This window comes from Shinella sp. 838, assembly GCF_029623935.1.
Lineage (GTDB): Bacteria > Pseudomonadota > Alphaproteobacteria > Rhizobiales > Rhizobiaceae > Shinella.
Map to the genome: position 1 here is coordinate 592,873 of NZ_JARSBQ010000002.1, position 19,076 is coordinate 611,948.

The following is a 19,076-nucleotide window of genomic DNA, read 5'->3' on the forward strand; positions in this document are numbered from 1 at the left end:
CGCGCATCGGACCGCTGGAGACCGTTGCCGCATGGCGCCTGATTACCAAACCCTTCTGCTGGCGATCGGGCTCGCGGGTTTTTGCCTGTCGGCCACGCTGTTCGCCTCGTGGATGTCCGCCCGCGTCGAGCGCTTCCTTCTCAGCTGGTCCATCGGTATCGGCTGCATCGTGCCCGCGGTTGCGGTCTACAGCCTCTATATCGATCAGGCGAATGTCGCGATCGGGTGCCTCGCCTTCACGCTGCAGTTCCTCGGCTTCGCCTTCATCTATGGCGCAGCCTACAGGTTCCGCTCCGGCGCCTCCGCCCGCCGGCGCATCGCCATCGTCTTTGCGGCCTGCCTCGCCATCGCTCTGCCGCCGCTGGTCGCCGGCTATGACGGCATCGCCTTCATTGCGCTCAACCTGCTTATCACGGCCTGCCTCGCCGCGACGGCCCGAGAGTACTGGCGCGGCCGCGCGGAAGCGCCGCTGCCGCTGACCGGCATCGTCACCCTCTACCTCCTGACCGCCGTTTCCTTCCTGCTCTGCGCCGGCGTGCTGATTCACGACGGCCGCTGGGTGATGGGACACGCGCCGGACAACTGGGCGGAAAATCTCAATCTGGTCGCGGCAATCATGGGCATCACCGGTATCGGGGCCATGTCGCTCGCGCTCAACCAGTGGCGCGTTGCCGGCAGCCACCGCCACGCCGCCATGACCGATGCCCTGACCGGCTTACTCAACCGTCGCGCCCTTTTCGATCGCTACGGGGCGTTTCCCGTCGGTGAGCACCAGGCGGCAATCGCCTTCGACCTCGACAACTTCAAGGCGGTCAACGACAGGCACGGTCATGCGGCGGGCGACGCGGTGCTCATGGTCTTCGCCGATATCCTGCGCGATTCCTGCGGGGTGGCGGCCTGCCTCGCCCGCCTTGGCGGCGAAGAGTTCGTCGTCGTTCTGGAGCGAACCTTGCCGGAACGCGCGCAGCGCATCGCCGAACGCGTCCGCGAAGATTTCGCTGCCAAACTCATCCCGATCGGGGGCCGGTCCATCACGTGCACCGTCAGTGCCGGCATCGCTCTTGCCGGAGAAAACGGCACGAGTTTCGATTCCCTCCTCAGCAATGCCGACGAGGCGCTCTACATGTCCAAGCGCAACGGCCGCAACCGTGTGTCGCTCGCCGCCTGAGGGGATGTCAGGCGCCGGGCTCGCCCTCCCAATAGTCGACGGTCTCGCCCGCGCGGCCGATGGTGCGGAACTCCGTCCGCCCGCCCGTGGCAAGGCGCGTCTTGGCGAGGAATTTTCCGGAATCCGGATATTCGCAGATCTCGGTCGCCGCCATGGACGAAATGGACAGGTATTTCAGCGGCACGGTGCCGGTGTTGAGGATCTGGTGCGCCGTCTCCGGTCCGCCGGCCGGCGCGCCCAGCACGTCGCCGGGACCAACGAGATGCCGTTCGCTGCCGTAGCGATAGGTGCCGTGGCCCTCCAGGATGACGAAGAGCTCGTCTTCGACATGGTGGCTGTGGAAGGGACAGCCGGACTTGCCGGGCGGCACCTCGCCATAGCCGATGCCGAGATCCTTCAGGCCGAGGCGGGCGCCGAAGGATGTGTCGCGGGATTCGTAGAGCGTTCCCTGCGTCCAGTGCTCCAGCGCCAGCCTCGCGAGATTGACGATCGGCGGTTTCTGGGCGTCCATTCGCATCTCCTTTATGACTCTTGACATATTGTTCGCACTTTGTTCCATTGTGTCAATCCCGTTCGGTCGAAGCGGCTCCCGCCGGGGCGCCGAAATCGACGCGGGGGGTGGAAAATGCTTGCCAAGCTTCGCCCGTCGTGGTTTGACCGCCGCCTCTGCCCGCTGATGCGTGGCCTGCCTCCAATGTTCAGGTGATTTATGGCCAACACCGATAATCCCCATCTCCTCATCGTCGAGGCGCGCTTCTACGACGACATGGCCGACGCGATGCTCGACGGCGCCAAGCATGCGCTCGATGCCGCGGGCGCAACCTACGACATCGTGACCGTCATGGGCGCGCTCGAAATTCCCGCCGCCATCTCCATGGCCCTCGACGGCATGGAAAATGCCGGCACCTGGTATGACGGCTTCGTCGCCCTCGGCATGGTCATCCGCGGCGAGACCTACCATTTCGATATCGTCGCCAACGAATCGAGCCGTGCGCTGATGGACCTTTCGGTCAGCGAAGGCCTGCCGATCGGCAACGGCATCCTGACCGTCGAGAACGATGCGCAGGGCTGGGCCCGCGCCCGCCGTTCGGAAGGCGACAAGGGCGGCTTTGCGGCCCGCGCGGCGCTCACCATGATTGATCTGAAGAAGAAACTGGGCGGCGAACAGTGACGACGGACAGGGATCAGCAGCCGGTGAAACCGGCCAACCAGCGCGGCGCGGCGCGCCTTGCCGCCGTTCAGGCGCTTTATCAGATGGATATCGGCGGCAGCGGTGTTCTCGAAGTCGTCGCCGAATACGAAGCGCATCGTCTCGGCCAGGAGGTCGACGGCGATACTTATCTCAAGGCGGATGCCTCCTGGTTCCGTTCCATCGTCTCGGGCGTCGTGCGCGATCAGCGCCTGCTCGACCCGATGATCGGCGCGGCGCTGCAGGACGACTGGGCCTTGTCCAGGGTCGATTCCACCGTGCGTGCCATCCTGCGTGCCGGTACCTTCGAGCTGAAGGAGCGCAGGGACGTGCCGGTCGCCGTGATCGTCACGGAATATGTCGAGATCGCCAAGGCGTTCTTCGAGGACGAGGAGCCGAAGCTGGTGAATGCGGTGCTTGACCGCATCGCCAAGCAGCTTCGGCCGGACACACGCAAGTAAACGGTAGGCGACATGAGCACGGGTACGGTCGAAGGTCTTGAACAGGAACTTTCGGCCGCGCGCCGCAATGTCTTCCTCCTGACGATTGCACAGGCCCTGCTCGCCTCGGCCGGGCCGATTGTCTTCTCTGTCGGTGGCCTTGCCGGCTACAACCTGCTCGGCGCGGACAAGTCGCTCGCCACCGCGCCGCTGACCGGCTTCAATGTCGGCGTGGCGCTCGGCGCCGTGCTCGTCGCCATCGCGGCCCGCATGCTCGGTCGCACCTACGGCTTTATCGTCGGGGCGCTCATTGGCGCCGGGGGCGGCCTTCTGGCTGCCATTGCGCTGTTCCGCGGCGATTTCTGGCTCTTTGCCCTCGGCTTCGTGCTCGTCGGCATTTCCAGCGGCTTTGCCCAGAAGATCCGCTTTGCCGCGGCCGATGCCTCGCCGTCCTTCTACAAGCCGCGCGCCATTTCCTGGATCCTTGCTGGCGGCGTCATTTCCGCCGTGCTCGGCCCCCAGGTGGTCATCCTCACCAAGGACCTGTTCGAGCCGGTGCTGTTTGCCGGTGCCTTCGTGGCGCTCGCGCCGCTTTGCCTTGCCGCCATCGGGCTCTTCCTCTTCCTGCGTCTGCCTGACCACAAGGCGGCGGCTGTCGCGACGGGGGAGGCGGCGCGGCCGCTCCGCGAGATCGTGCTGACCCAGCGGTTCATGACGGGCATGATCTGCGGCATCTCCTCCTACGCCCTGATGACCTTCATGATGACCGGCGCGCCGCTGGCCATGGTCATCGGCTGCGGTTTCTCGCCGGAGATGGCGACGCTCGGCATCCAGTGGCACGTGCTCGCCATGTTCGCGCCGAGCTTCTTCACGGGCATGCTGATCCAGCGCTTCGGCACGGAAAGGGTCGTCGCTGCCGGTCTCCTCATCCTCATGGCCTGCGCCGCGGTCGCCCATGCCGGCATCGCGCTGTGGAATTTCTGGGGCGCGCTGATCCTGCTCGGCGTCGGCTGGAATTTCGGCTTCATCGGAGCAACCGCCATCGTCGCCTCCAGCTACAAGCCGCATGAGGCGGACAAGGTGCAGGGCTTCCACGACATCATCCTGTTCGGCACGGTGGCACTTGCCTCCTTCTCCTCGGGCAAGGTGTTCAACACCTATGGCTGGCAGGCGATCAACCTCCTGTTCTGGCCGATCACCGGGGTGAGCCTCGTTCTCGTTCTCCTCCTGCTTTTGCGCGGCCGCCGACCGGCTGCCTGAGCCCGCCCGCAGACCGACGTCGAAAAATCCAGCGCAGCGCACGGCTTGCCGCAGTGCGGCGGCTTGACGCAACCGATTCGCAAACGCACTCTGGCCCCGCGCCGGCCCCCGTCTTGTGAGGAGGCAAACGGGAGCGGGCGCGTATCGGCTGCGGGGAGAGGACCCCGCGGCCTCCAAGGAGGACAGAGCGAAATGACCATATTGTTGGGCGTTATCGCATGCGGGTTGCTTTCGGTGGTCTATGCCATCTGGGCGACACGGTCGGTGCTTGCCGCCGATCAGGGGAATGCCCGCATGCAGGAAATTGCAGGTTATATCCGGGAAGGGGCGCAGGCCTATCTCACCCGGCAGTACAAGACCATTGCCATCGTTGGGGTCGTCGTCTTCGTCGGCACCTGGCTACTGCTTTCCGCGACGGCTGCCATCGGGTTCCTGATCGGCGCCGTCCTGTCGGGTGCTGCCGGTTTTATCGGCATGTATGTGTCCGTCCGCGCCAATGTGCGCACGGCACAGGCCGCATCCGTCAGCCTGTCCTCCGGCCTCGACATCGCTTTCAAGTCGGGTGCGATCACCGGCATGCTTGTCGCCGGCCTCGCATTGCTCGGCGTCTCGATCTACTACTGGATTCTCACCGGCCTGCTCGGTCAGGAGCCGGCCTCTCGTGAGGTCATCGACGCGCTCGTCGCGCTCGGTTTCGGTGCCTCGCTGATTTCCATCTTTGCCCGCCTCGGCGGCGGCATCTTCACCAAGGGTGCGGATGTCGGCGGCGATCTTGTCGGCAAGGTGGAAGCCGGCATTCCTGAAGACGATCCGCGCAATCCGGCCACCATCGCCGACAATGTCGGCGACAATGTCGGCGACTGCGCCGGCATGGCCGCCGATCTCTTCGAGACCTATGCGGTGACCGTCGTCGCCACCATGGTGCTCGCGGCGATCTTCTTTGCCGGCACGCCGGTTCTCTCCAGCGTGATGATCTATCCGCTCGCGATCTGCGGCGCCTGCATCATCACTTCGATCGTCGGCGCGTTCTTCGTCAAGCTCGGCACGAACGGCTCCATCATGGGCGCCCTCTACAAGGGCCTTATCGTCACGGGCCTGTTGTCGATCGTCGGCCTCGCTGTCGCCACGTCGCTCACCATCGGCTGGGGCGTTGTCGGCACCGTCGCGGGCAGGGAGATCACCGGGACGAACCTGTTCATCTGCGGCCTGCTGGGGCTTGTGGTGACAGCGCTCATCGTGGTGATCACCGAGTATTACACCGGCACCAACAAGCGCCCGGTGAACTCCATCGCCCAGGCATCCGTCACCGGTCACGGCACCAACGTCATCCAGGGCCTTGCGGTCTCGCTGGAATCGACCGCGCTGCCGGCCATCGTCATCGTCGGCGGCATCATCGCGACCTACCAGCTTGCCGGCCTGTTCGGCACCGGTATCGCGGTCACTGCCATGCTCGGCATTGCCGGCATGATCGTGGCGCTCGACGCGTTCGGCCCGGTCACCGACAATGCCGGTGGCATCGCCGAGATGTCGCACCTGCCGCCGGAAGTGCGCAAGTCGACGGACGCGCTCGACGCGGTCGGCAACACGACCAAGGCCGTCACCAAGGGGTATGCGATCGGTTCGGCGGGCCTCGGCGCGCTGGTGCTCTTCGCCGCTTACTCGAACGACCTTGCCTATTTCGCGGCGAACGGGGACAAGTATCCCTATTTCGCCGGCATCGGCACGATCTCCTTCGACCTCTCCAACCCCTACGTCGTGGCCGGCCTCATCTTCGGCGGCCTCATCCCCTATCTCTTCGGTGGCATCGCCATGACGGCCGTCGGCCGTGCAGCGGGCTCCATCGTCGAGGAAGTGCGCAAGCAGTTCCGCGACAAGCCGGGCATCATGGCGGGCACCGAGCGACCGGACTACGGGCGCGCGGTGGACATTCTTACCAAGGCGGCAATCCGCGAAATGGTCGTGCCCTCGCTGTTGCCGGTGCTGGCGCCGCTCGTCGTCTATTTCGGCGTGCTGCTCCTCTCCGGCTCCAAGGCCTCGGCCTTTGCGGCGCTCGGCGCCTCGCTGCTCGGCGTCATCGTCAACGGCCTCTTCGTGGCGATTTCCATGACGTCGGGTGGCGGCGCATGGGACAATGCCAAGAAGAGCTTTGAAGATGGCTTCGTCGACAAGGACGGCACGCGCCACCTGAAGGGATCGGAAGCGCACAAGGCCTCCGTCACCGGCGACACGGTCGGCGACCCCTACAAGGATACGGCAGGCCCGGCGGTCAATCCGGCGATCAAGATCACCAACATCGTGGCGCTCCTGCTGCTGGCCGTTCTCGCCTGACCGGCATCGCCGTTCATGCTGCAAAAAAAAGAAACCGCGGGGAGCGATCCCCGCGGTTTCTTGATTCCCGGAAGGGCCGAAGCGTCTTACTTCGGGCCGCCGCCGCCAAAGATGTTCTGGATCGCCGCGCCCGGTGCACCGCCGGTGCCGCGCAGCAGCTGGCCGAGGAAGGTGAGCTCGACGCCGCCGGTCGGTGTGACGCGCGAGATCATGTCGAAGACGCGACCGTCCTTCAGCGTATAGTGGGCGAGGCGCTCGACCACGCCCTCCTTGTCGAAATAGATGGCGAGCACGCTCTGCTCGACGACCTTCGGCTTCATGAAGGCAACGGGGCGCGTGCGCTTCTGCGAAACGTAGTAGAAGACCTCGTTGTCGAAGGTCGCTGTCGCGGACGGCGAGCCGAGCGAGAGCATGACCTGCTCGCGCGAGGAGCCGGCCGGGGCCAGCGCCAGCGTCTCCTGGTCGACGACGTAGCCCTGGTGCAGCACTTCGCCGGGACCCTGGCAGCCTGCGAGAACGGACGAGGAAAGCGCGATGGCAATGGCGGCGTTACGCAACAGCTTCATGTTCAGAGCATCTCTCTTCAACAACATCCCCGGGACTGTGATGGCCGCGCAGCCATTGCAATTCATGCCTGCTTCGGTAAACCAGCTTCGACCGTCATGCAACATGACTTGCGACGGCTCCATGGTTTGAATCGGGCAAAACTAGGCTTTATGATGATTTTCGGCCTGTTCGGCAAAAAAAACGGCAACCGGCGTATCGTTGAAAAGCAGTACGCAACGCTGACAAAGGCGGCGCGCCATCCCTATCTCTATGAAGTGCTTGATGTTCCCGACACGGTTATGGGCCGTTTCGAGATGCTCTCGGCCATGCTGATCCTTTACTTCCGGCGCACCCGTGCAAGCGGCACGTCGGGCCAGGAGATCGCCCAGGAGATCGTCGATGCCTTCTTCGAGGATGTCGATCATTCGATTCGCGAGCTCGGAGTCGGCGATGTCGGCGTGCCCAAGCGCATGAAGAAGTTCGCCGGCATGTTCTACGGCCGGCTGGAATCCTACGCCGGGGCGCTCGATTCCGACGATCATGACGGTCTTGCTGCTGCGCTACGGCGCAACATCCATCCGGAGGCGGGCGAGGGCGCGCCGTCGATGGCGGGGCTCGCCCTCTATCTCTTTGCGGCTGAAAGGGCGATGATGGCCGTCAGCGAGGACGATATCAGGGTCGGTGCGCTCGGCGTTGTGGAGCCGGGCCCGCAAGGACATGCCGCCTGAAGGCGGCCCAAAGGGAATAGAATGAAGACAGACGACGACACGCCGTTCTCCTACCTGGTCAAGGTGGGGCACATTTCCGCCAACCCGGTCGAGGTGACGATCAGCGCCAATGCCGAGGAGTGCGCCGGCCTTGCCGAGCTCTGGTCCGTGCTGGAGGTGAAGGCGCTTTCCGCCACCTTCCAGCTGCAGCGCTGGAAGCGCGACGGCGTGCGCCTCAAGGGCCGCGTCGTGGCGGATGTCGTGCAGGCCTGCGTCGTCACGCTCGACCCCGTCGAGGCGCATATCGACGAGCCGGTCGAGGTGGTCTTCGTGCCCGAGGGCTCGAAGCTGGCGCGGCTTCCGGTTGCAAGCGAGACCGGCGAAATGCTGCTTGATCCCGATGGGCCGGATGCTCCGGAAATCTTCACGGGCGATACGATCGATGCCGGCGTGGTCGCTGCCGAACATGCCGCGCTTGCCATCGATCCTTATCCGCGCAAGTCCGACGTGGACTTTTCCGGCCATATCGAGAGCACGGACAAGGATGACAAAAAACCGTCGCCTTTTGCCGTTCTGAAGGACTGGAAAAAAGACTGAACGGCTCCTGAGGCGCCTGATAATTCAGTTGTGCCCCCGGCGAAAAGCGGTATTTTGACCGAATTCCGCCGCGGCAGCCCTCTGTCCCTGGAAAACAAGAATTAAGGCAAGACACGCGTGGTCAGAATTTCCGTCGACGTCATGGGTGGCGATTTCGGCCCCAAGGTCGCTATCCCGGGCGCAGCCAAGGCTCTCGAGCGCCATCCCGAGATCCGTTTCGTGCTTTTCGGCAATGCCGCCGAATGTGAGCCCCTTCTGGCGCAGCATCCCAAGCTGAAGGCCGCCAGTACCTTCCACCATTGCGACGTCGCCGTTGCCATGGACGAGAAGCCGAGCCAGGCGCTGCGCCGTGGCCGCGGAAAGTCCTCCATGTGGCAGGCGATCGATGCCGTTGCCAAGAACGAGGCCGATGTTGCGGTCTCCGCCGGCAATACCGGCGCGCTGATGGCCATGTCGAAGTTCTGCCTGCGCATGATGGCCAATATCGAGCGCCCGGCGATCGCCGGCATCTGGCCGACCCTGAAGGGTGAGAGCATCGTTCTCGACATCGGCGCGACGATCGGCGCCGATGCGAACCAGCTTTTCGATTTCGCGCTGATGGGCGGCGCCATGGCGCGCGCGCTGTTCGGGATCGACAAGCCGACGCTGGGCCTGCTCAATGTCGGCGTCGAGGAGATCAAGGGACAGGAAGAGGTGAAGGCTGCCGGCCAACTCATCCGCGAGGCCAATTTCGACACGATTGACTATTACGGCTTTGTGGAAGGCGACGATATCGGTCGCGGCACGGTGGACGTGGTGGTCACGGAAGGTTTTGCCGGCAACATTGCGCTGAAGGCGGCCGAGGGCACGGCGCGGCAGATCGCCGAGTATCTACGCGCGGCCATGTCGCGCACCTGGATGGCCAAACTCGGTTATATCCTCGCCAAGAGCGCCTTCGACCGGGTGCGCGAGAAGATGGACCCGCGCAAGGTGAATGGCGGCGTGTTCCTCGGTCTCAACGGCATCGTCATCAAGAGCCATGGCGGCACGGACGCCGAGGGCTTTGCCGCGGCTGTCGATGTCGGCTACGACATGGCCCGCAACGGCCTGAAGGACAAGATCGAAAAAGATTTGCAGAAGTATCATGCCGGCCGCCCCGTCGAAGGTGCCGCCCAGAGCATGAGCGACGAGGTATAGAATGATTCGTTCAGTGGTCCGCGGTTTCGGAACGGCGCTTCCGAAGCGGGTACTTACCAATGCCGAGCTGGAAAGCATGGTCGACACGTCCGATGACTGGATCGTGCAGCGCACCGGCATTCGCCAGCGCTACATCGCCGGCGAGGGCGAGACGACGGCGTCGCTCGGCGAAGGTGCCGCGCGTGCCGCTCTCGACAAGGCAGGCCTGACGGCGGCCGACATCGACCTCATCATCGTCGCCACCTCGACGCCGGACAACACGTTTCCCGCCACCGCCGTCAACATCCAGAACCGCCTCGGCATGCACCATGGCTTTGCCTTCGACGTGCAGGCCGTCTGTTCCGGCTTCGTCTATGCGGTGACGACCGCCGATGCCTATATCCGCGGCGGCCTTGCAAAACGCGTGCTTGTCATCGGTGCGGAGACCTTCTCGCGCATCCTCGACTGGACGGACCGCACGACCTGCGTGCTCTTCGGCGACGGCGCCGGCGCCATCGTGCTGGAGGCTGCGGAAGGGACGGGCACCAACCAGGACCGCGGCGTCCTGACGACGCAGCTGCGCTCCGACGGCGCGCACCGTGAGAAGCTTTATGTCGATGGCGGCCCGTCCACCACGGGTACGGTCGGGCATCTGCGCATGGAGGGCCGCGAGGTCTTCAAGCATGCGGTCGGCATGATCACCGACGTGGTCATCTCGTCCTTCGACGCGACGGGCTTTACCGCCGAGGATATCGACTGGCTGGTGCCGCATCAGGCAAACAAGCGCATCATCGATGGTTCGGCCAAGAAACTCGGCATTCCCCTCGAAAAGGTCGTCGTCACCGTCGACCTGCACGGCAACACCTCTGCCGCCTCGATCCCGCTGGCACTGGCTGCAGCGGCGAGCGACGGACGAATCAAGGACGGCGACCTCGTGCTGCTGGAAGCCATGGGCGGCGGCTTTACCTGGGGTGCAGTGCTGCTGCGCTGGTAGCTGTTTCCAGCCGCCTTTCCCATGGAAGGGCGGCTTCCCGGCAAACGGACAGGGGCAATCTGCGGGCTTCGGCCTTCCTTTGTCGTGCCGAAGCGCCGGTTGGTGGCCGGGGAAACAGCCTCTCCCGCATCAGGGCGCAGGGCCGCTTGACCCGCGGGGGCAAGGACAATACTCTTCCGCCACGTAACCATAGGCTTTCAATGGGAAATCGGTGAGGAACGATGAGCGGCAAGACGGTGACACGCGCAGATTTGGCCGAATCGGTTTTCCGGAAGGTCGGCCTTTCCAGGACCGAATCCGCAGAGCTCGTCGAAACCGTGATCGACGAGATCTGCAATGCCATCGTGCGGGGCGAGAGCGTGAAACTCTCCTCCTTCGCGACCTTCCAGGTGCGCGACAAGAACGAGCGCATCGGCCGTAACCCGAAGACCGGCGAGGAAGTGCCGATCTCGCCGCGCCGGGTGATGACCTTCAAGGCATCCAACGTGCTCAAGCAGCGGGTGCTGAAGTCCCATCTCTCGCGCAAGGCGAAACAGAAGCCGGCTTCGCCCGCTTCCTGAGCGATTTTCTGCCGATTGCCGGCGGTTCGGCAATTTGAAACTTGAATATCGTCCGGCAACCCGCTGAAATGCATACGATTCGGCAACGCTTTCGTTTGCCGTGCCACGCGCTTTCATCGAGGGTAGAATGGACAAGAGTCCGGACGCGTTCCGCACCATCAGCGAGGTCGCCGACGATCTCGACCTGCCGCAGCATGTTTTGCGCTTCTGGGAGACGCGGTTCACGCAGATCAAGCCGATGAAGCGCGGCGGCGGGCGGCGCTACTATCGCCCCGAGGACGTTGATCTTCTCAAGGGCATCCGCCATCTCCTCTACGACCACGGCTACACGATCAAGGGCGTCCAGAAGCTCCTGAAGGTCAATGGCAACCGCTTCGTCGCCGCCATTGCCAGCGGGGACCTCGCGACCGTCGAGGCGCTCGCCGCGGCCAGCCACGAAGAGCCCACCCCGCCCAAGGCGGGCAATGACGAGGATCAGATCGTCGGCCGCGCCAAGGCACCGGCCAGCCGCCGCTTCTTCTCCTTCGTCGGCGGCGGGGACGATACGCCGGAAATCTCGATCGGCAAGACCAGCGTCGGCAAGGAAGACCGCGCGCTCCTGCAGGAAGCGCTTTACGATCTTCTGGAGTGCAAGCGCCTGCTCGATCAGGTGCGCTGAGCGCCGTTTCTCTACCGCGGGCCGTTGCAAGGTGGGGCGTTCCGCGTCCTGCTGCTGACAGCAGGCCTGTGTGCACCGAGGCATGCACGCAGCCGAGTCGTCGTCCTTGGAATCCGCTCCTTTCACGTCGGGTTTGTAGCGGCGCCCATAGTCGTATCGAAAGAGGCGTGGCGCGCGGGTATGCATCGGCTTGTCATTGCTACGGGCACGAACCGCGCTGCTCACACGCCTCAGCACCAGTCACTGATCGACGAGAGGCCGCATCAATCCCGCTGCTGCACGGGCTCCCAGCCGCGCACGAAGCCGCGGCCCATCGCCGAACGGGTCAGTGCGAGCTGGCGCCGGAGATGCGCGCAGTCGGCAAGCAGCGTCGCGATCGTCGCATGTGCATCGCCATCATGCCAGGCGAGGGCGGCGCATACGGCGTCATCCCCGCTTTCCGGCGGTTCCATTGGTGCTTCGTACTCGGGAAGCGGTCGCACGTCGGTATTCTCCTGTGGTGACACAGCAAGTCGGGGACTTTTGGGGTCGGGTGAAGGTTCTTCCGTTCGTTCCTATTATGTTCTCATGCGCTGCAGAGTCAAGCGCACAAACACGAGAGGCCGCAAAAGGAAAAGGCCCCGCACAGTGGCGGGGCAAACAAGCGTCACGCTTGGCTCTCAGTGACGCGGGGGAGTGCTCGCAAATGACAAGCGAGCAAGGGCACCATAAGACTTTCGTCTAATGTCGGGGAAGGTCTGATTCGGCGTTTCCGGTACGGTTGTGAAAAAAATTGCACTTCTCAGTGTTTAGCTCGGCGACAAGCCAACAGTGGGAAGGGCGCGGCTGATCGTCTTCGCGGGCCGCCGTCTCGGCACGGGCCGGGAATGCATGGCATTTTCCGCGGAGTTTTCTGACCGTGTGGTTCCTGCTGCGAGACATTTGTCCACTTTCGTCCCTGCCACCTATTTTTTGGCTTGCATCCAAGTGCCCGAGACTATAGGGGTTCCCGCGGTCCGGAATGTAGCGCAGCCCGGTAGCGCACTTGACTGGGGGTCAAGGGGTCGTGGGTTCGAATCCCGCCATTCCGACCATTTTTCCTTCCTCCTCTACACTTTACGCAGTTCCGTACGGAACCTTGCGCGTTCACCCGCGTTCTCGACGGCCGGCGTCGTTTGCCGGTGATATCGGCAGCGCGAGGAGACGGAAATGGAAGATGCAGGTGTCGGCTGGATTGCGGCCATCATCATCGGCGGCATTGCGGGATGGCTCGCCGAAATGTTCATGAAAAGCAATATGGGCGTGCTGATGAACATCGTGCTCGGGATCGTCGGCGCGATGGTTGCGAACCTTTTGCTCGGCCTGATCGGCGTCTCGCTCGGCGGCTGGATCGGCTATCTGATCGCGGGCTTCATCGGCGCCTGCATTCTCATTGCGCTGGCACGGGCGATCAGGCGGTAACATGCCGCGCCAGGAAGACGTGTTCGATCGTCAGGAACCGCCGCTCCGAAGGGGCGGCGGTTTTTCGTTTCATGCGATCAGGCTGCGATAGATGGCTTCCGTTTCGCAGACCATGCGGTCGAGGCGGTATTCAGGGCTGCGGGCGCGGGTGAGGGCGGCGGCGGTGTGGCGGGCGAGGTGGCCGGGCTCGCTGAGGCGCAACATGGCATCGGCGAGGGCCTCTGGATCATCGGCGTTCTTCAGGAGAATACCGTTCTCGCCGTCCTTCAGCACCGTGGAGACGCCGCCGACATCGGTGAGAATCAACGGCTTGCCGGCAGCCGCGCCCTCCAGCATCACATAGGACATGGCCTCGTAGCGGCTCGGCATGGTCAGCACGTCGATGGCCGCCATCGCCTCGACGCCGGTAAAGCCCGTGGTGAGGTGGATGCGTGTGCCTTGGCCGCTTGTCGCGACCTGCCGGCGCACCTCCGCTTCCATATCGCCTGTGCCGATCATCAGGAGATGGGCGTGCGGCACGCGTTCGGCAACGCGCACGAAGGCCGCCACCAGCCGCTCGGGCGCCTTCTGGTGGCAGAGGCGGCCGACGAAGCCGAAGAGCAGCGCATCCATGGGGATGCCGAGGGCCTGCCGGACGGTGGCGCGGGAATCGGCGGGCGGCGTTTCGACGCCGTTGACGACGATCGACAGCTTTTTGCGCGGCATGCCGAGTGCGCGGGCATGGGCATATTCATCTGCGGAAACGCAGATGACCCGGTCGGTGAGGGTGCGGGCGAGCAGCTTCTCGATTGAGCCGTAGACCCTGCGGCCGAGCGTGCCGAGGCCGGGGTCCATCGTGTAGAAGGCGTGCGGCGTATAGACCCGCGGGACATGACGGCCGGGCAGGCGCAGGCGCGCCAGCGCACCCGCCTTCGAGCTGTGGGCATGGATGACGTCGAAGGGTCCGGCGTTGCGCATGACGGCGCGGATTGCCCGCCAGGCACGGAGGTCCGATGGACCGGGGGCGCGCGTCATGGCGACGGTGTGCAGCCCGGCAAGGCCCAGCGCCTGCAGTTCCTCGACGAAACGCGTTTCCGCCCGCAATGGCGAATAGATGGCATGCACGGCATGTCCATGGGCCGTCAGGCCGCGGCACAGGTCGATGAAATGCCGGCCGGATCCGCCGCCGCCGGTCTCCAGCACCTGCAGGAGGCGCATCTGCCGTGGAACCCTGTCCTGTTTTCTGCTCATGGTGCGGTCAGTCCGGGGCGATCTGCCTGTTGTGGCGCTTCTCGAGGGCAAGGCATCCCCAGACGACCCCGAGCAGCAGATAGAAATGCCGCCAGTGATCCGTGTCGATGACGAAGCCGATCGCGGTGTGGCCGACGATGGTGATGTAGGAGATCATCAGGAAGGGTTGCCAGGGCCGGTCGCGCAGGAGCGCCTTGAAGCCGGCGGCGAGCGTCCAGACGATCAGGGTGAGGTAGGAGACGAAGCCGAGCCAGCCGTAGGTGGTCAGCGATTTCAGCCAGATATTGTGCTCGTCCTCGGGAAACATCTTGCTGAATTCCATCGGGCCGATGCCGAGCGGTTTTTCCATCGCCATGAGGAAGCCGATGCGGTGGCGCTCGAAACGCCCGAGATGGCCGCCGTCATATTCCTGCACGAGCTGGGTACGGCTGGAAAAGAGGTTCGCGACCTTGTCGAATTGCAGCGCGAAGACGAGCGCCATGACCATCAGGCCGGCTGCCGAAAGGCTGAGGATCAGGATCTTCAGCCGGAAGGCGCCGGTGCGCTCCTTCAGCAGCATGACGAAGACGAGTGCCCCGACGCAAAGGAGATAGAGCCCCCAGGCCGCGCGCGAGAAAGAGAGGAAGATGCCGAGCGCCAGGATCAGCACGCCGACAACCTTCAGGGGCGCGCCGAGGATGCGCCCGGAAAGCAGGCCGTAGAGCAGGTAGAGCGAGGGACCGACAAGGAACGGGCCGAAGACGTTCGGATCCTGGAAGGCGCCCTTGGCGCGGTCGTAGAGCGTGAAGGCCTCGGAGCCGGGAAAGGCGTGGAAGTAGCCGAGAATGCCGAGCGAGGCGGTGATGAGCGCGCTGGCCACCCAGGCGCGGAAGATCAGCTCAAGCCGCGCCGGCTTCGCCTCGATGATGGCGGCGAAGAATACGCTGGAGAGCGCCAGGAACAGCGAGACGGCGATGTAGAGCGGACCGACCGAGAGGTCATCGACCATCGTCAGCGACAGCATGCCGCCGATGTTGAACAGGACGAGCAGCACGAGCAGCGGCGTGATGGCCCGTGAGATGCGCAGCCCGACGATCGCCCAGAGGGTGATCAGCCCGGCCATGAAGAGCTCATAGGGGGCCGGCTCGCTGATGACGAAGCCGGAGAGGAACACCCCGAACACCACCAGCAGCGAGCCGATGATGCCAAGGGCTGCACGCTGCGGCTGGAACGGTGGAGCGTAGGGGAGGACCGCGTCGCTCAATAGGCGTTTTCCGTGTTGAGCAGACGGAAGGGGGTCATGAACAGGATCTTCAGGTCCAGCCAGAGCGACCAGTTCTCGATGTAATAGAGGTCGAATTCGGTGCGGAAGCGGATCTTGTCGTCATGGTCGATCTCGCCGCGCCAGCCGTTGATCTGCGCCCAGCCGGTGACGCCGGGCTTGACGCGGTGACGGGCGAAATAGCTTTCGACAACATCGACATATTTGCGGTCGTTCGACTGCGCCTGGATGGCATGCGGCCGCGGGCCGACCAGCGACAGGTCGCCCTTGAGGACGTTGAAGAACTGCGGCAGCTCGTCGATCGAGGATTTGCGCAGGAACCGTCCGACGCGGGTGACGCGCGGGTCGCCCTTCGTCACGGCGGCCTTTGCCGTCGGGTCGGCAAGGTGCGTGTACATCGAGCGGAACTTGTAGACCTCGATGACCTCGTTGTTGAAGCCGTGCCGCTTCTGCTTGAAGATGATCGGGCCGGGCGAGGACAGCTTGACGGCGATGGCTGCGCCGAGCATCACCGGCCAGAGCAGAAGCAGTGCGACCACGCTGAAGAAGACGTCGAAGATTCGCTTGGCGACATTGTCCCAGTCGGCGATCGGCTTGTCGAAGATGTCGAGCATCGGCAGGCTGCCGATCTGGGAGTAGCTGCGCGGGCGGAAGCGCAGGCCCTTGGAATGGGCGGCTAGGCGAATGTCGACCGGCAGAACCCAGAGTTTCTTGAGAAGCGAGAGGATGCGCGCCTCGGCCGAAAGCGGCAGCGAGATGATCAGCATGTCGATCCGCGCAAGCCGGGCGAATTCGACGAGTTCGGCGACATTGCCGAGTTTCGGATAGCCGGCGATGATCGCCGGCGAGCGGCGCTCGTCGCGGTCGTCGAAGATGCCGCAGATGCGGATGTCGTTCTCCGGCTGGTGTTCGAGCGTACGGATGAGCTCCTTGGCCGGTTCGCCGCCGCCGACGATGACGGCGCGGCGCTCCATCGTGCCGTTGCGTGCCCAGCGGCGGATCGAATAGGCGATCATCTGCCGCTCGATGACGAGGTAGACGGCACCTGCCACGAACCAGGAGGCGAACCAGACGCGGGAATATTCCTCACCCGACTTGAAGAAGAAGACGATGAGCGCCATCGCGCCGAAGGCGAGCGCCCAGGCGGCGAGGATGCGCGGCGTCATGCGCCAGGGCGAGCGCAGTGCCGGAACCTGATAGGCATCGGCCAGCTGGAGCATCAGGACGCCGATCGCCGCGCCGCCGCCGAGAACGAAAAGGTAGAAGACGGACAGGCTCATCCCGCTGACATAAAGCACATGAATGCCATAGCCGAGCGCCAGCAGCGCACCGAATTCGAAAAGGCGCAGGAGGCCGGTGATCATGCTCGGCGAATAGGTGTCGACGCGGAACTGTGCGGCGATCTTCCGGGCGAGCGGGTTGAGCTCGACAGGGCTGTTGGCATCCTGGTTCTCGCCGGGTGCGGCGACCGATATTTCGGATACCTTGCGCCTCAGCGCTTCCGGATCGAAGGAGACGGGTTTGTCGACATGGTTCATGGCACGCACCTGCAGGGAGCTCTGTCCCGGAAATAGCACGAAGCCCCTAAGAAACGTTTACGTTGCGGTTGCCGCAGCGTCAGGTGCTGTGCCGATTTCCGCCGGTCTGCCGGGTGAGGATGTCACGATAGAGGTCGAGCAGGGCGCCGGACATGGTGGAGGCGGAGAAGGACGCTTTGAACCCCGTCGGTTCGGGCATCACTCTGCGCGGCCAGTCCGCATCGGTGATGGCCCGGGCCATCAGGGCGGCGAGGCCGTCTGGATCGCCCGGTTCCGTGAGGGCAATGCTGTCGCGACCGAGCACTTCAGGAATACCGCCAACGCGGGTGGCGATGACCGGCTTTCGTGCGGCGAGCGCTTCCAGCACGATATAGGGCATGGCCTCGGCGCGTGAAGGCACGATGACGTTGCGCGTGAGCGCGAAGGCGTCATGCGCCTTCATGGCCGGCAGCATGCCGATGCGCCGGCCGAGGCCCATGCGCAGCATCATGTCCTCGTATTTCGCCTTGTCCGGTCCGTCGCCGATCATCAGGGCGGAAAGCGGACGGCCGATCCGGCGCTCCGTGCGGGCGAAGGCCTCGACGAAGACATCGGGGCCCTTCAGGTCGCGCAGCATGCCAATATAGAGGAAGTCGACGGCGTCCTCCCGGGAATAGACGGGCTCGAAGTCGCGGTCGTGGATGCCGTTGTAGATGCGCTCCGCCCTGACGCGCGGTCGGCCGACACGGGCGGCATAGGCCTCCCGCTCGTAGTCGCAGACAAAGACGAGCGCATCGCCGAGCCTTTCCAGGAGGCGCTCGGCGGTGAGAATCGCCATGCCGGTAGCCGTGCGGCGATTGTAGTGCAGACTGCCGCCATGCGGCGAATAGAGGCGGGCTACGCGATACCTGTTGACCCGCAGGGCTGAGCCGATGAGCCGGGCAATGGCGCCACCCTTGGCGCCGTGCCCGTGCAGGACATCCGGCTGCAAACTTTTTATTTCGTGATAGCTGCTCCAGAACGCGCCGATGTCGCGCGGGCTGATCGACCGGCTGATCGGCAGGCGTGTGAGGCCGAGCGAGAGATAGGGGCGGATTTCATCGAAGAGGCCGTCCTCGTAGGAGCTGCCGGTGAGACTGTCGCAGACGATTCCGACGTCATGGCCTGCCTTCGCGTGGAACTCGGCGAGATCGCGCACATGGCGAAAGATCCCGCCGATAGGGGAGCGAAAGCAGTGAATGATGCGCAGGGGCCCATCGTCCGCCATTGTGCTTAGAACAGCCGTTCGCGGACATAGATCGTGTCGCCGGCCAGCACCGGATCGGAGATGGACACACGGCCTGTGAGAATCTTGCCGTTGATCTTGCGGGTAACGTCGACATCGCCCTGGTTGGCGCGCGGAGAGAAGCCGCCGGCCACGGCAATGGCGTTCTGGATCGTCATGCCGGCGACATAGCTGTACTGCCCGGCCTGGCCGACTTCACCCATGACATAGATCGAGCGGTAGCGGTCGACCTCGATGGAGACGTCCGGGTCGCGCAGATATCCCTGCTTGAGCTTCGTTGCGATGACGCGTTCCAGCTCCTGGATCGTCTGGCCGCGTGCCGGCACTGCGCCGATGAGCGGGAAGGCGACATAACCGGCCTGATCGATCGAATAGGTGTTGCTGAGGCCCGCCTGCTCGAAGACGGTGATGCGCAGCCTGTCGCCGCTGTCGAGGCGGTAGGGCTGAATGGTTGCCTCGTGGAATGCCTTTGGGGCGGGGCGGTAGCCGCTGCAGCCGGCGACGGCCGGCACGATGAGCGCCAGCGCAAGCAGCATGCCCTTATTGATCGTTGCGAATGTCATTCGCTTTACCCAATCCCGGAATCAGAAGTCTGGAGCCCGTTATCGATCCGTTAGGGTTAATGGCTGGTAAAGGCGCAGCAAGGATGGGCAGGAGGACACGGATTTTTTTCGCAAGGGTGGTGAGAGGGAAGGGCAAGACAACCGCCGATAATTAACCCTTGCGTTACCATGTTTGTTT

The 19,076-nt window shown here is 64.1% G+C and carries 20 protein-coding genes and 1 tRNA gene; 13 read left to right on the plus strand and 8 right to left on the minus strand.

Going from position 1 to position 19,076, the window contains the following annotated elements; translation table 11 throughout:
* The first annotated feature begins 31 nt into the window (after positions 1–31).
* Positions 32–1,168: a GGDEF domain-containing protein gene (locus tag P9A16_RS10535; RefSeq protein WP_023513384.1), complete on the plus strand. Its 1,137-nt coding sequence runs from the start codon at positions 32–34 to the stop codon at positions 1,166–1,168.
* A 7-nt stretch (positions 1,169–1,175) separates the two neighbouring features.
* Here the strand turns inward: P9A16_RS10535 and P9A16_RS10540 are convergent, their stop codons facing one another.
* On the minus strand, positions 1,176–1,679 hold the full coding sequence (locus tag P9A16_RS10540) for a cupin domain-containing protein (RefSeq protein WP_050742929.1): 504 nt from the start codon (positions 1,677–1,679) through the stop codon (positions 1,176–1,178).
* Positions 1,680–1,877: 198 nt separating this feature from the next.
* Here P9A16_RS10540 and ribH point away from each other — a divergent pair, with 198 nt between their 5' ends.
* From ribH to P9A16_RS10560, 4 genes are all read left to right on the plus strand, one after another.
* The gene (ribH, locus tag P9A16_RS10545; protein ID WP_023513387.1) at positions 1,878–2,339 is read left to right on the plus strand and encodes a 6,7-dimethyl-8-ribityllumazine synthase; all 462 of its coding nucleotides are present in this window, start codon (positions 1,878–1,880) and stop codon (positions 2,337–2,339) included.
* Positions 2,336–2,818: a transcription antitermination factor NusB gene (gene nusB, locus P9A16_RS10550; RefSeq protein ID WP_023513388.1), complete on the plus strand. Its 483-nt coding sequence runs from the start codon at positions 2,336–2,338 to the stop codon at positions 2,816–2,818. The genes ribH and nusB overlap by 4 nt, the downstream gene beginning before the upstream one ends.
* A 12-nt stretch (positions 2,819–2,830) precedes the next feature.
* The gene (locus tag P9A16_RS10555; RefSeq protein ID WP_023513389.1) at positions 2,831–4,057 is read left to right on the plus strand and encodes an MFS transporter; all 1,227 of its coding nucleotides are present in this window, start codon (positions 2,831–2,833) and stop codon (positions 4,055–4,057) included.
* A gap of 192 nt (positions 4,058–4,249) precedes the next feature.
* Complete coding sequence (locus P9A16_RS10560) at positions 4,250–6,385, plus strand: sodium-translocating pyrophosphatase (RefSeq protein WP_023513390.1); 2,136 nt, start codon at positions 4,250–4,252, stop codon at positions 6,383–6,385.
* An 86-nt stretch (positions 6,386–6,471) separates the two neighbouring features.
* On the opposite strand, the gene P9A16_RS10565 is transcribed toward P9A16_RS10560, so the two are convergent.
* Positions 6,472–6,951, minus strand: a complete 480-nt coding sequence (locus P9A16_RS10565; RefSeq protein WP_156032013.1) for an outer membrane protein assembly factor BamE — start codon at positions 6,949–6,951, stop codon at positions 6,472–6,474.
* 153 nt (positions 6,952–7,104) lie between these two features.
* Between P9A16_RS10565 and P9A16_RS10570 the strand changes: the two genes are divergently transcribed.
* From P9A16_RS10570 to P9A16_RS10595, 6 genes are all read left to right on the plus strand, one after another.
* Positions 7,105–7,659, plus strand: a complete 555-nt coding sequence (locus P9A16_RS10570) for a ubiquinol-cytochrome C chaperone family protein (protein WP_023513392.1) — start codon at positions 7,105–7,107, stop codon at positions 7,657–7,659.
* Between the two features lie 21 nt (positions 7,660–7,680).
* Complete coding sequence (locus P9A16_RS10575) at positions 7,681–8,235, plus strand: YceD family protein (protein ID WP_024270686.1); 555 nt, start codon at positions 7,681–7,683, stop codon at positions 8,233–8,235.
* Positions 8,236–8,352: 117 nt separating this feature from the next.
* Positions 8,353–9,411, plus strand: a complete 1,059-nt coding sequence (gene plsX / locus P9A16_RS10580; RefSeq protein ID WP_023513394.1) for a phosphate acyltransferase PlsX — start codon at positions 8,353–8,355, stop codon at positions 9,409–9,411.
* A 1-nt stretch (position 9,412) separates the two neighbouring features.
* Entirely contained in the window at positions 9,413–10,384 is a 972-nt protein-coding gene (locus P9A16_RS10585) for a beta-ketoacyl-ACP synthase III (RefSeq protein WP_278025657.1), read from the plus strand.
* Positions 10,385–10,605: 221 nt separating this feature from the next.
* Positions 10,606–10,944 (plus strand): integration host factor subunit alpha, encoded by a 339-nt coding sequence (locus tag P9A16_RS10590; RefSeq protein WP_023513396.1) that lies wholly within the window; start codon positions 10,606–10,608, stop codon positions 10,942–10,944.
* Positions 10,945–11,071: 127 nt separating this feature from the next.
* The gene (locus P9A16_RS10595; protein WP_024270685.1) at positions 11,072–11,602 is read left to right on the plus strand and encodes a MerR family transcriptional regulator; all 531 of its coding nucleotides are present in this window, start codon (positions 11,072–11,074) and stop codon (positions 11,600–11,602) included.
* 263 nt (positions 11,603–11,865) lie between these two features.
* Here the strand turns inward: P9A16_RS10595 and P9A16_RS10600 are convergent, their stop codons facing one another.
* The gene (locus P9A16_RS10600; protein ID WP_024270684.1) at positions 11,866–12,084 is read right to left on the minus strand and encodes a hypothetical protein; all 219 of its coding nucleotides are present in this window, start codon (positions 12,082–12,084) and stop codon (positions 11,866–11,868) included.
* 514 nt (positions 12,085–12,598) lie between these two features.
* Between P9A16_RS10600 and P9A16_RS10605 the strand changes: the two genes are divergently transcribed.
* Together P9A16_RS10605 and P9A16_RS10610 are read left to right on the plus strand one after the other, a co-directional pair.
* Positions 12,599–12,675, plus strand: a tRNA-Pro gene (locus tag P9A16_RS10605).
* Between the two features lie 115 nt (positions 12,676–12,790).
* Positions 12,791–13,042 (plus strand): GlsB/YeaQ/YmgE family stress response membrane protein, encoded by a 252-nt coding sequence (locus P9A16_RS10610; protein WP_050743002.1) that lies wholly within the window; start codon positions 12,791–12,793, stop codon positions 13,040–13,042.
* A 69-nt stretch (positions 13,043–13,111) separates the two neighbouring features.
* Here P9A16_RS10610 and P9A16_RS10615 read toward each other — a convergent pair whose 3' ends face one another.
* The 5 genes from P9A16_RS10615 to P9A16_RS10635 all read right to left on the minus strand — a co-directional run bounded on the left by P9A16_RS10615 (position 13,112) and on the right by P9A16_RS10635 (position 18,871).
* The gene (locus P9A16_RS10615; RefSeq protein WP_037407552.1) at positions 13,112–14,272 is read right to left on the minus strand and encodes a glycosyltransferase family 4 protein; all 1,161 of its coding nucleotides are present in this window, start codon (positions 14,270–14,272) and stop codon (positions 13,112–13,114) included.
* 7 nt (positions 14,273–14,279) lie between these two features.
* A complete protein-coding gene (locus P9A16_RS10620; RefSeq protein ID WP_023513716.1) occupies positions 14,280–15,515 on the minus strand; it encodes an O-antigen ligase family protein in 1,236 nt (411 codons plus the stop codon).
* Positions 15,512–17,071 (minus strand): undecaprenyl-phosphate glucose phosphotransferase, encoded by a 1,560-nt coding sequence (locus P9A16_RS10625; RefSeq protein ID WP_023513717.1) that lies wholly within the window; start codon positions 17,069–17,071, stop codon positions 15,512–15,514. Before P9A16_RS10625 ends, P9A16_RS10620 begins: the two co-directional genes overlap by 4 nt.
* Before the next feature lie 79 nt (positions 17,072–17,150).
* On the minus strand, positions 17,151–18,317 hold the full coding sequence (locus P9A16_RS10630; RefSeq protein WP_023513718.1) for a glycosyltransferase family 4 protein: 1,167 nt from the start codon (positions 18,315–18,317) through the stop codon (positions 17,151–17,153).
* A 5-nt stretch (positions 18,318–18,322) separates the two neighbouring features.
* On the minus strand, positions 18,323–18,871 hold the full coding sequence (locus P9A16_RS10635) for a polysaccharide biosynthesis/export family protein (protein WP_371260038.1): 549 nt from the start codon (positions 18,869–18,871) through the stop codon (positions 18,323–18,325).
* Positions 18,872–19,076: the final 205 nt, after the last annotated feature.

Excerpts from the sequence above, each read along its gene's own strand:
- P9A16_RS10590 (WP_023513396.1), top strand. The coding sequence starts at position 10,606 with ATGAGCGGCAAGACGGTGACACGCGCAGATTTGGCCGAATCGGTTTTC.
- P9A16_RS10560 (WP_023513390.1), top strand. The coding sequence starts at position 4,250 with ATGACCATATTGTTGGGCGTTATCGCATGCGGGTTGCTTTCGGTGGTC.
- P9A16_RS10610 (WP_050743002.1), top strand. The coding sequence starts at position 12,791 with ATGGAAGATGCAGGTGTCGGCTGGATTGCGGCCATCATCATCGGCGGC.
- P9A16_RS10585 (WP_278025657.1), top strand. The coding sequence starts at position 9,413 with ATGATTCGTTCAGTGGTCCGCGGTTTCGGAACGGCGCTTCCGAAGCGG.
- P9A16_RS10595 (WP_024270685.1), top strand. The coding sequence starts at position 11,072 with ATGGACAAGAGTCCGGACGCGTTCCGCACCATCAGCGAGGTCGCCGAC.
- P9A16_RS10540 (WP_050742929.1), bottom strand. The coding sequence starts at position 1,679 with ATGGACGCCCAGAAACCGCCGATCGTCAATCTCGCGAGGCTGGCGCTG.
- P9A16_RS10625 (WP_023513717.1), bottom strand. The coding sequence starts at position 17,071 with ATGAACCATGTCGACAAACCCGTCTCCTTCGATCCGGAAGCGCTGAGG.
- P9A16_RS10565 (WP_156032013.1), bottom strand. The coding sequence starts at position 6,951 with ATGAAGCTGTTGCGTAACGCCGCCATTGCCATCGCGCTTTCCTCGTCC.
- P9A16_RS10535 (WP_023513384.1), top strand. The coding sequence starts at position 32 with ATGGCGCCTGATTACCAAACCCTTCTGCTGGCGATCGGGCTCGCGGGT.
- P9A16_RS10575 (WP_024270686.1), top strand. The coding sequence starts at position 7,681 with ATGAAGACAGACGACGACACGCCGTTCTCCTACCTGGTCAAGGTGGGG.
- P9A16_RS10635 (WP_371260038.1), bottom strand. The coding sequence starts at position 18,871 with ATGCTGCTTGCGCTGGCGCTCATCGTGCCGGCCGTCGCCGGCTGCAGC.
- P9A16_RS10555 (WP_023513389.1), top strand. The coding sequence starts at position 2,831 with ATGAGCACGGGTACGGTCGAAGGTCTTGAACAGGAACTTTCGGCCGCG.
- P9A16_RS10615 (WP_037407552.1), bottom strand. The coding sequence starts at position 14,272 with ATGAGCAGAAAACAGGACAGGGTTCCACGGCAGATGCGCCTCCTGCAG.
- P9A16_RS10630 (WP_023513718.1), bottom strand. The coding sequence starts at position 18,317 with ATGGCGGACGATGGGCCCCTGCGCATCATTCACTGCTTTCGCTCCCCT.
- P9A16_RS10570 (WP_023513392.1), top strand. The coding sequence starts at position 7,105 with ATGATTTTCGGCCTGTTCGGCAAAAAAAACGGCAACCGGCGTATCGTT.
- ribH (WP_023513387.1), top strand. The coding sequence starts at position 1,878 with ATGGCCAACACCGATAATCCCCATCTCCTCATCGTCGAGGCGCGCTTC.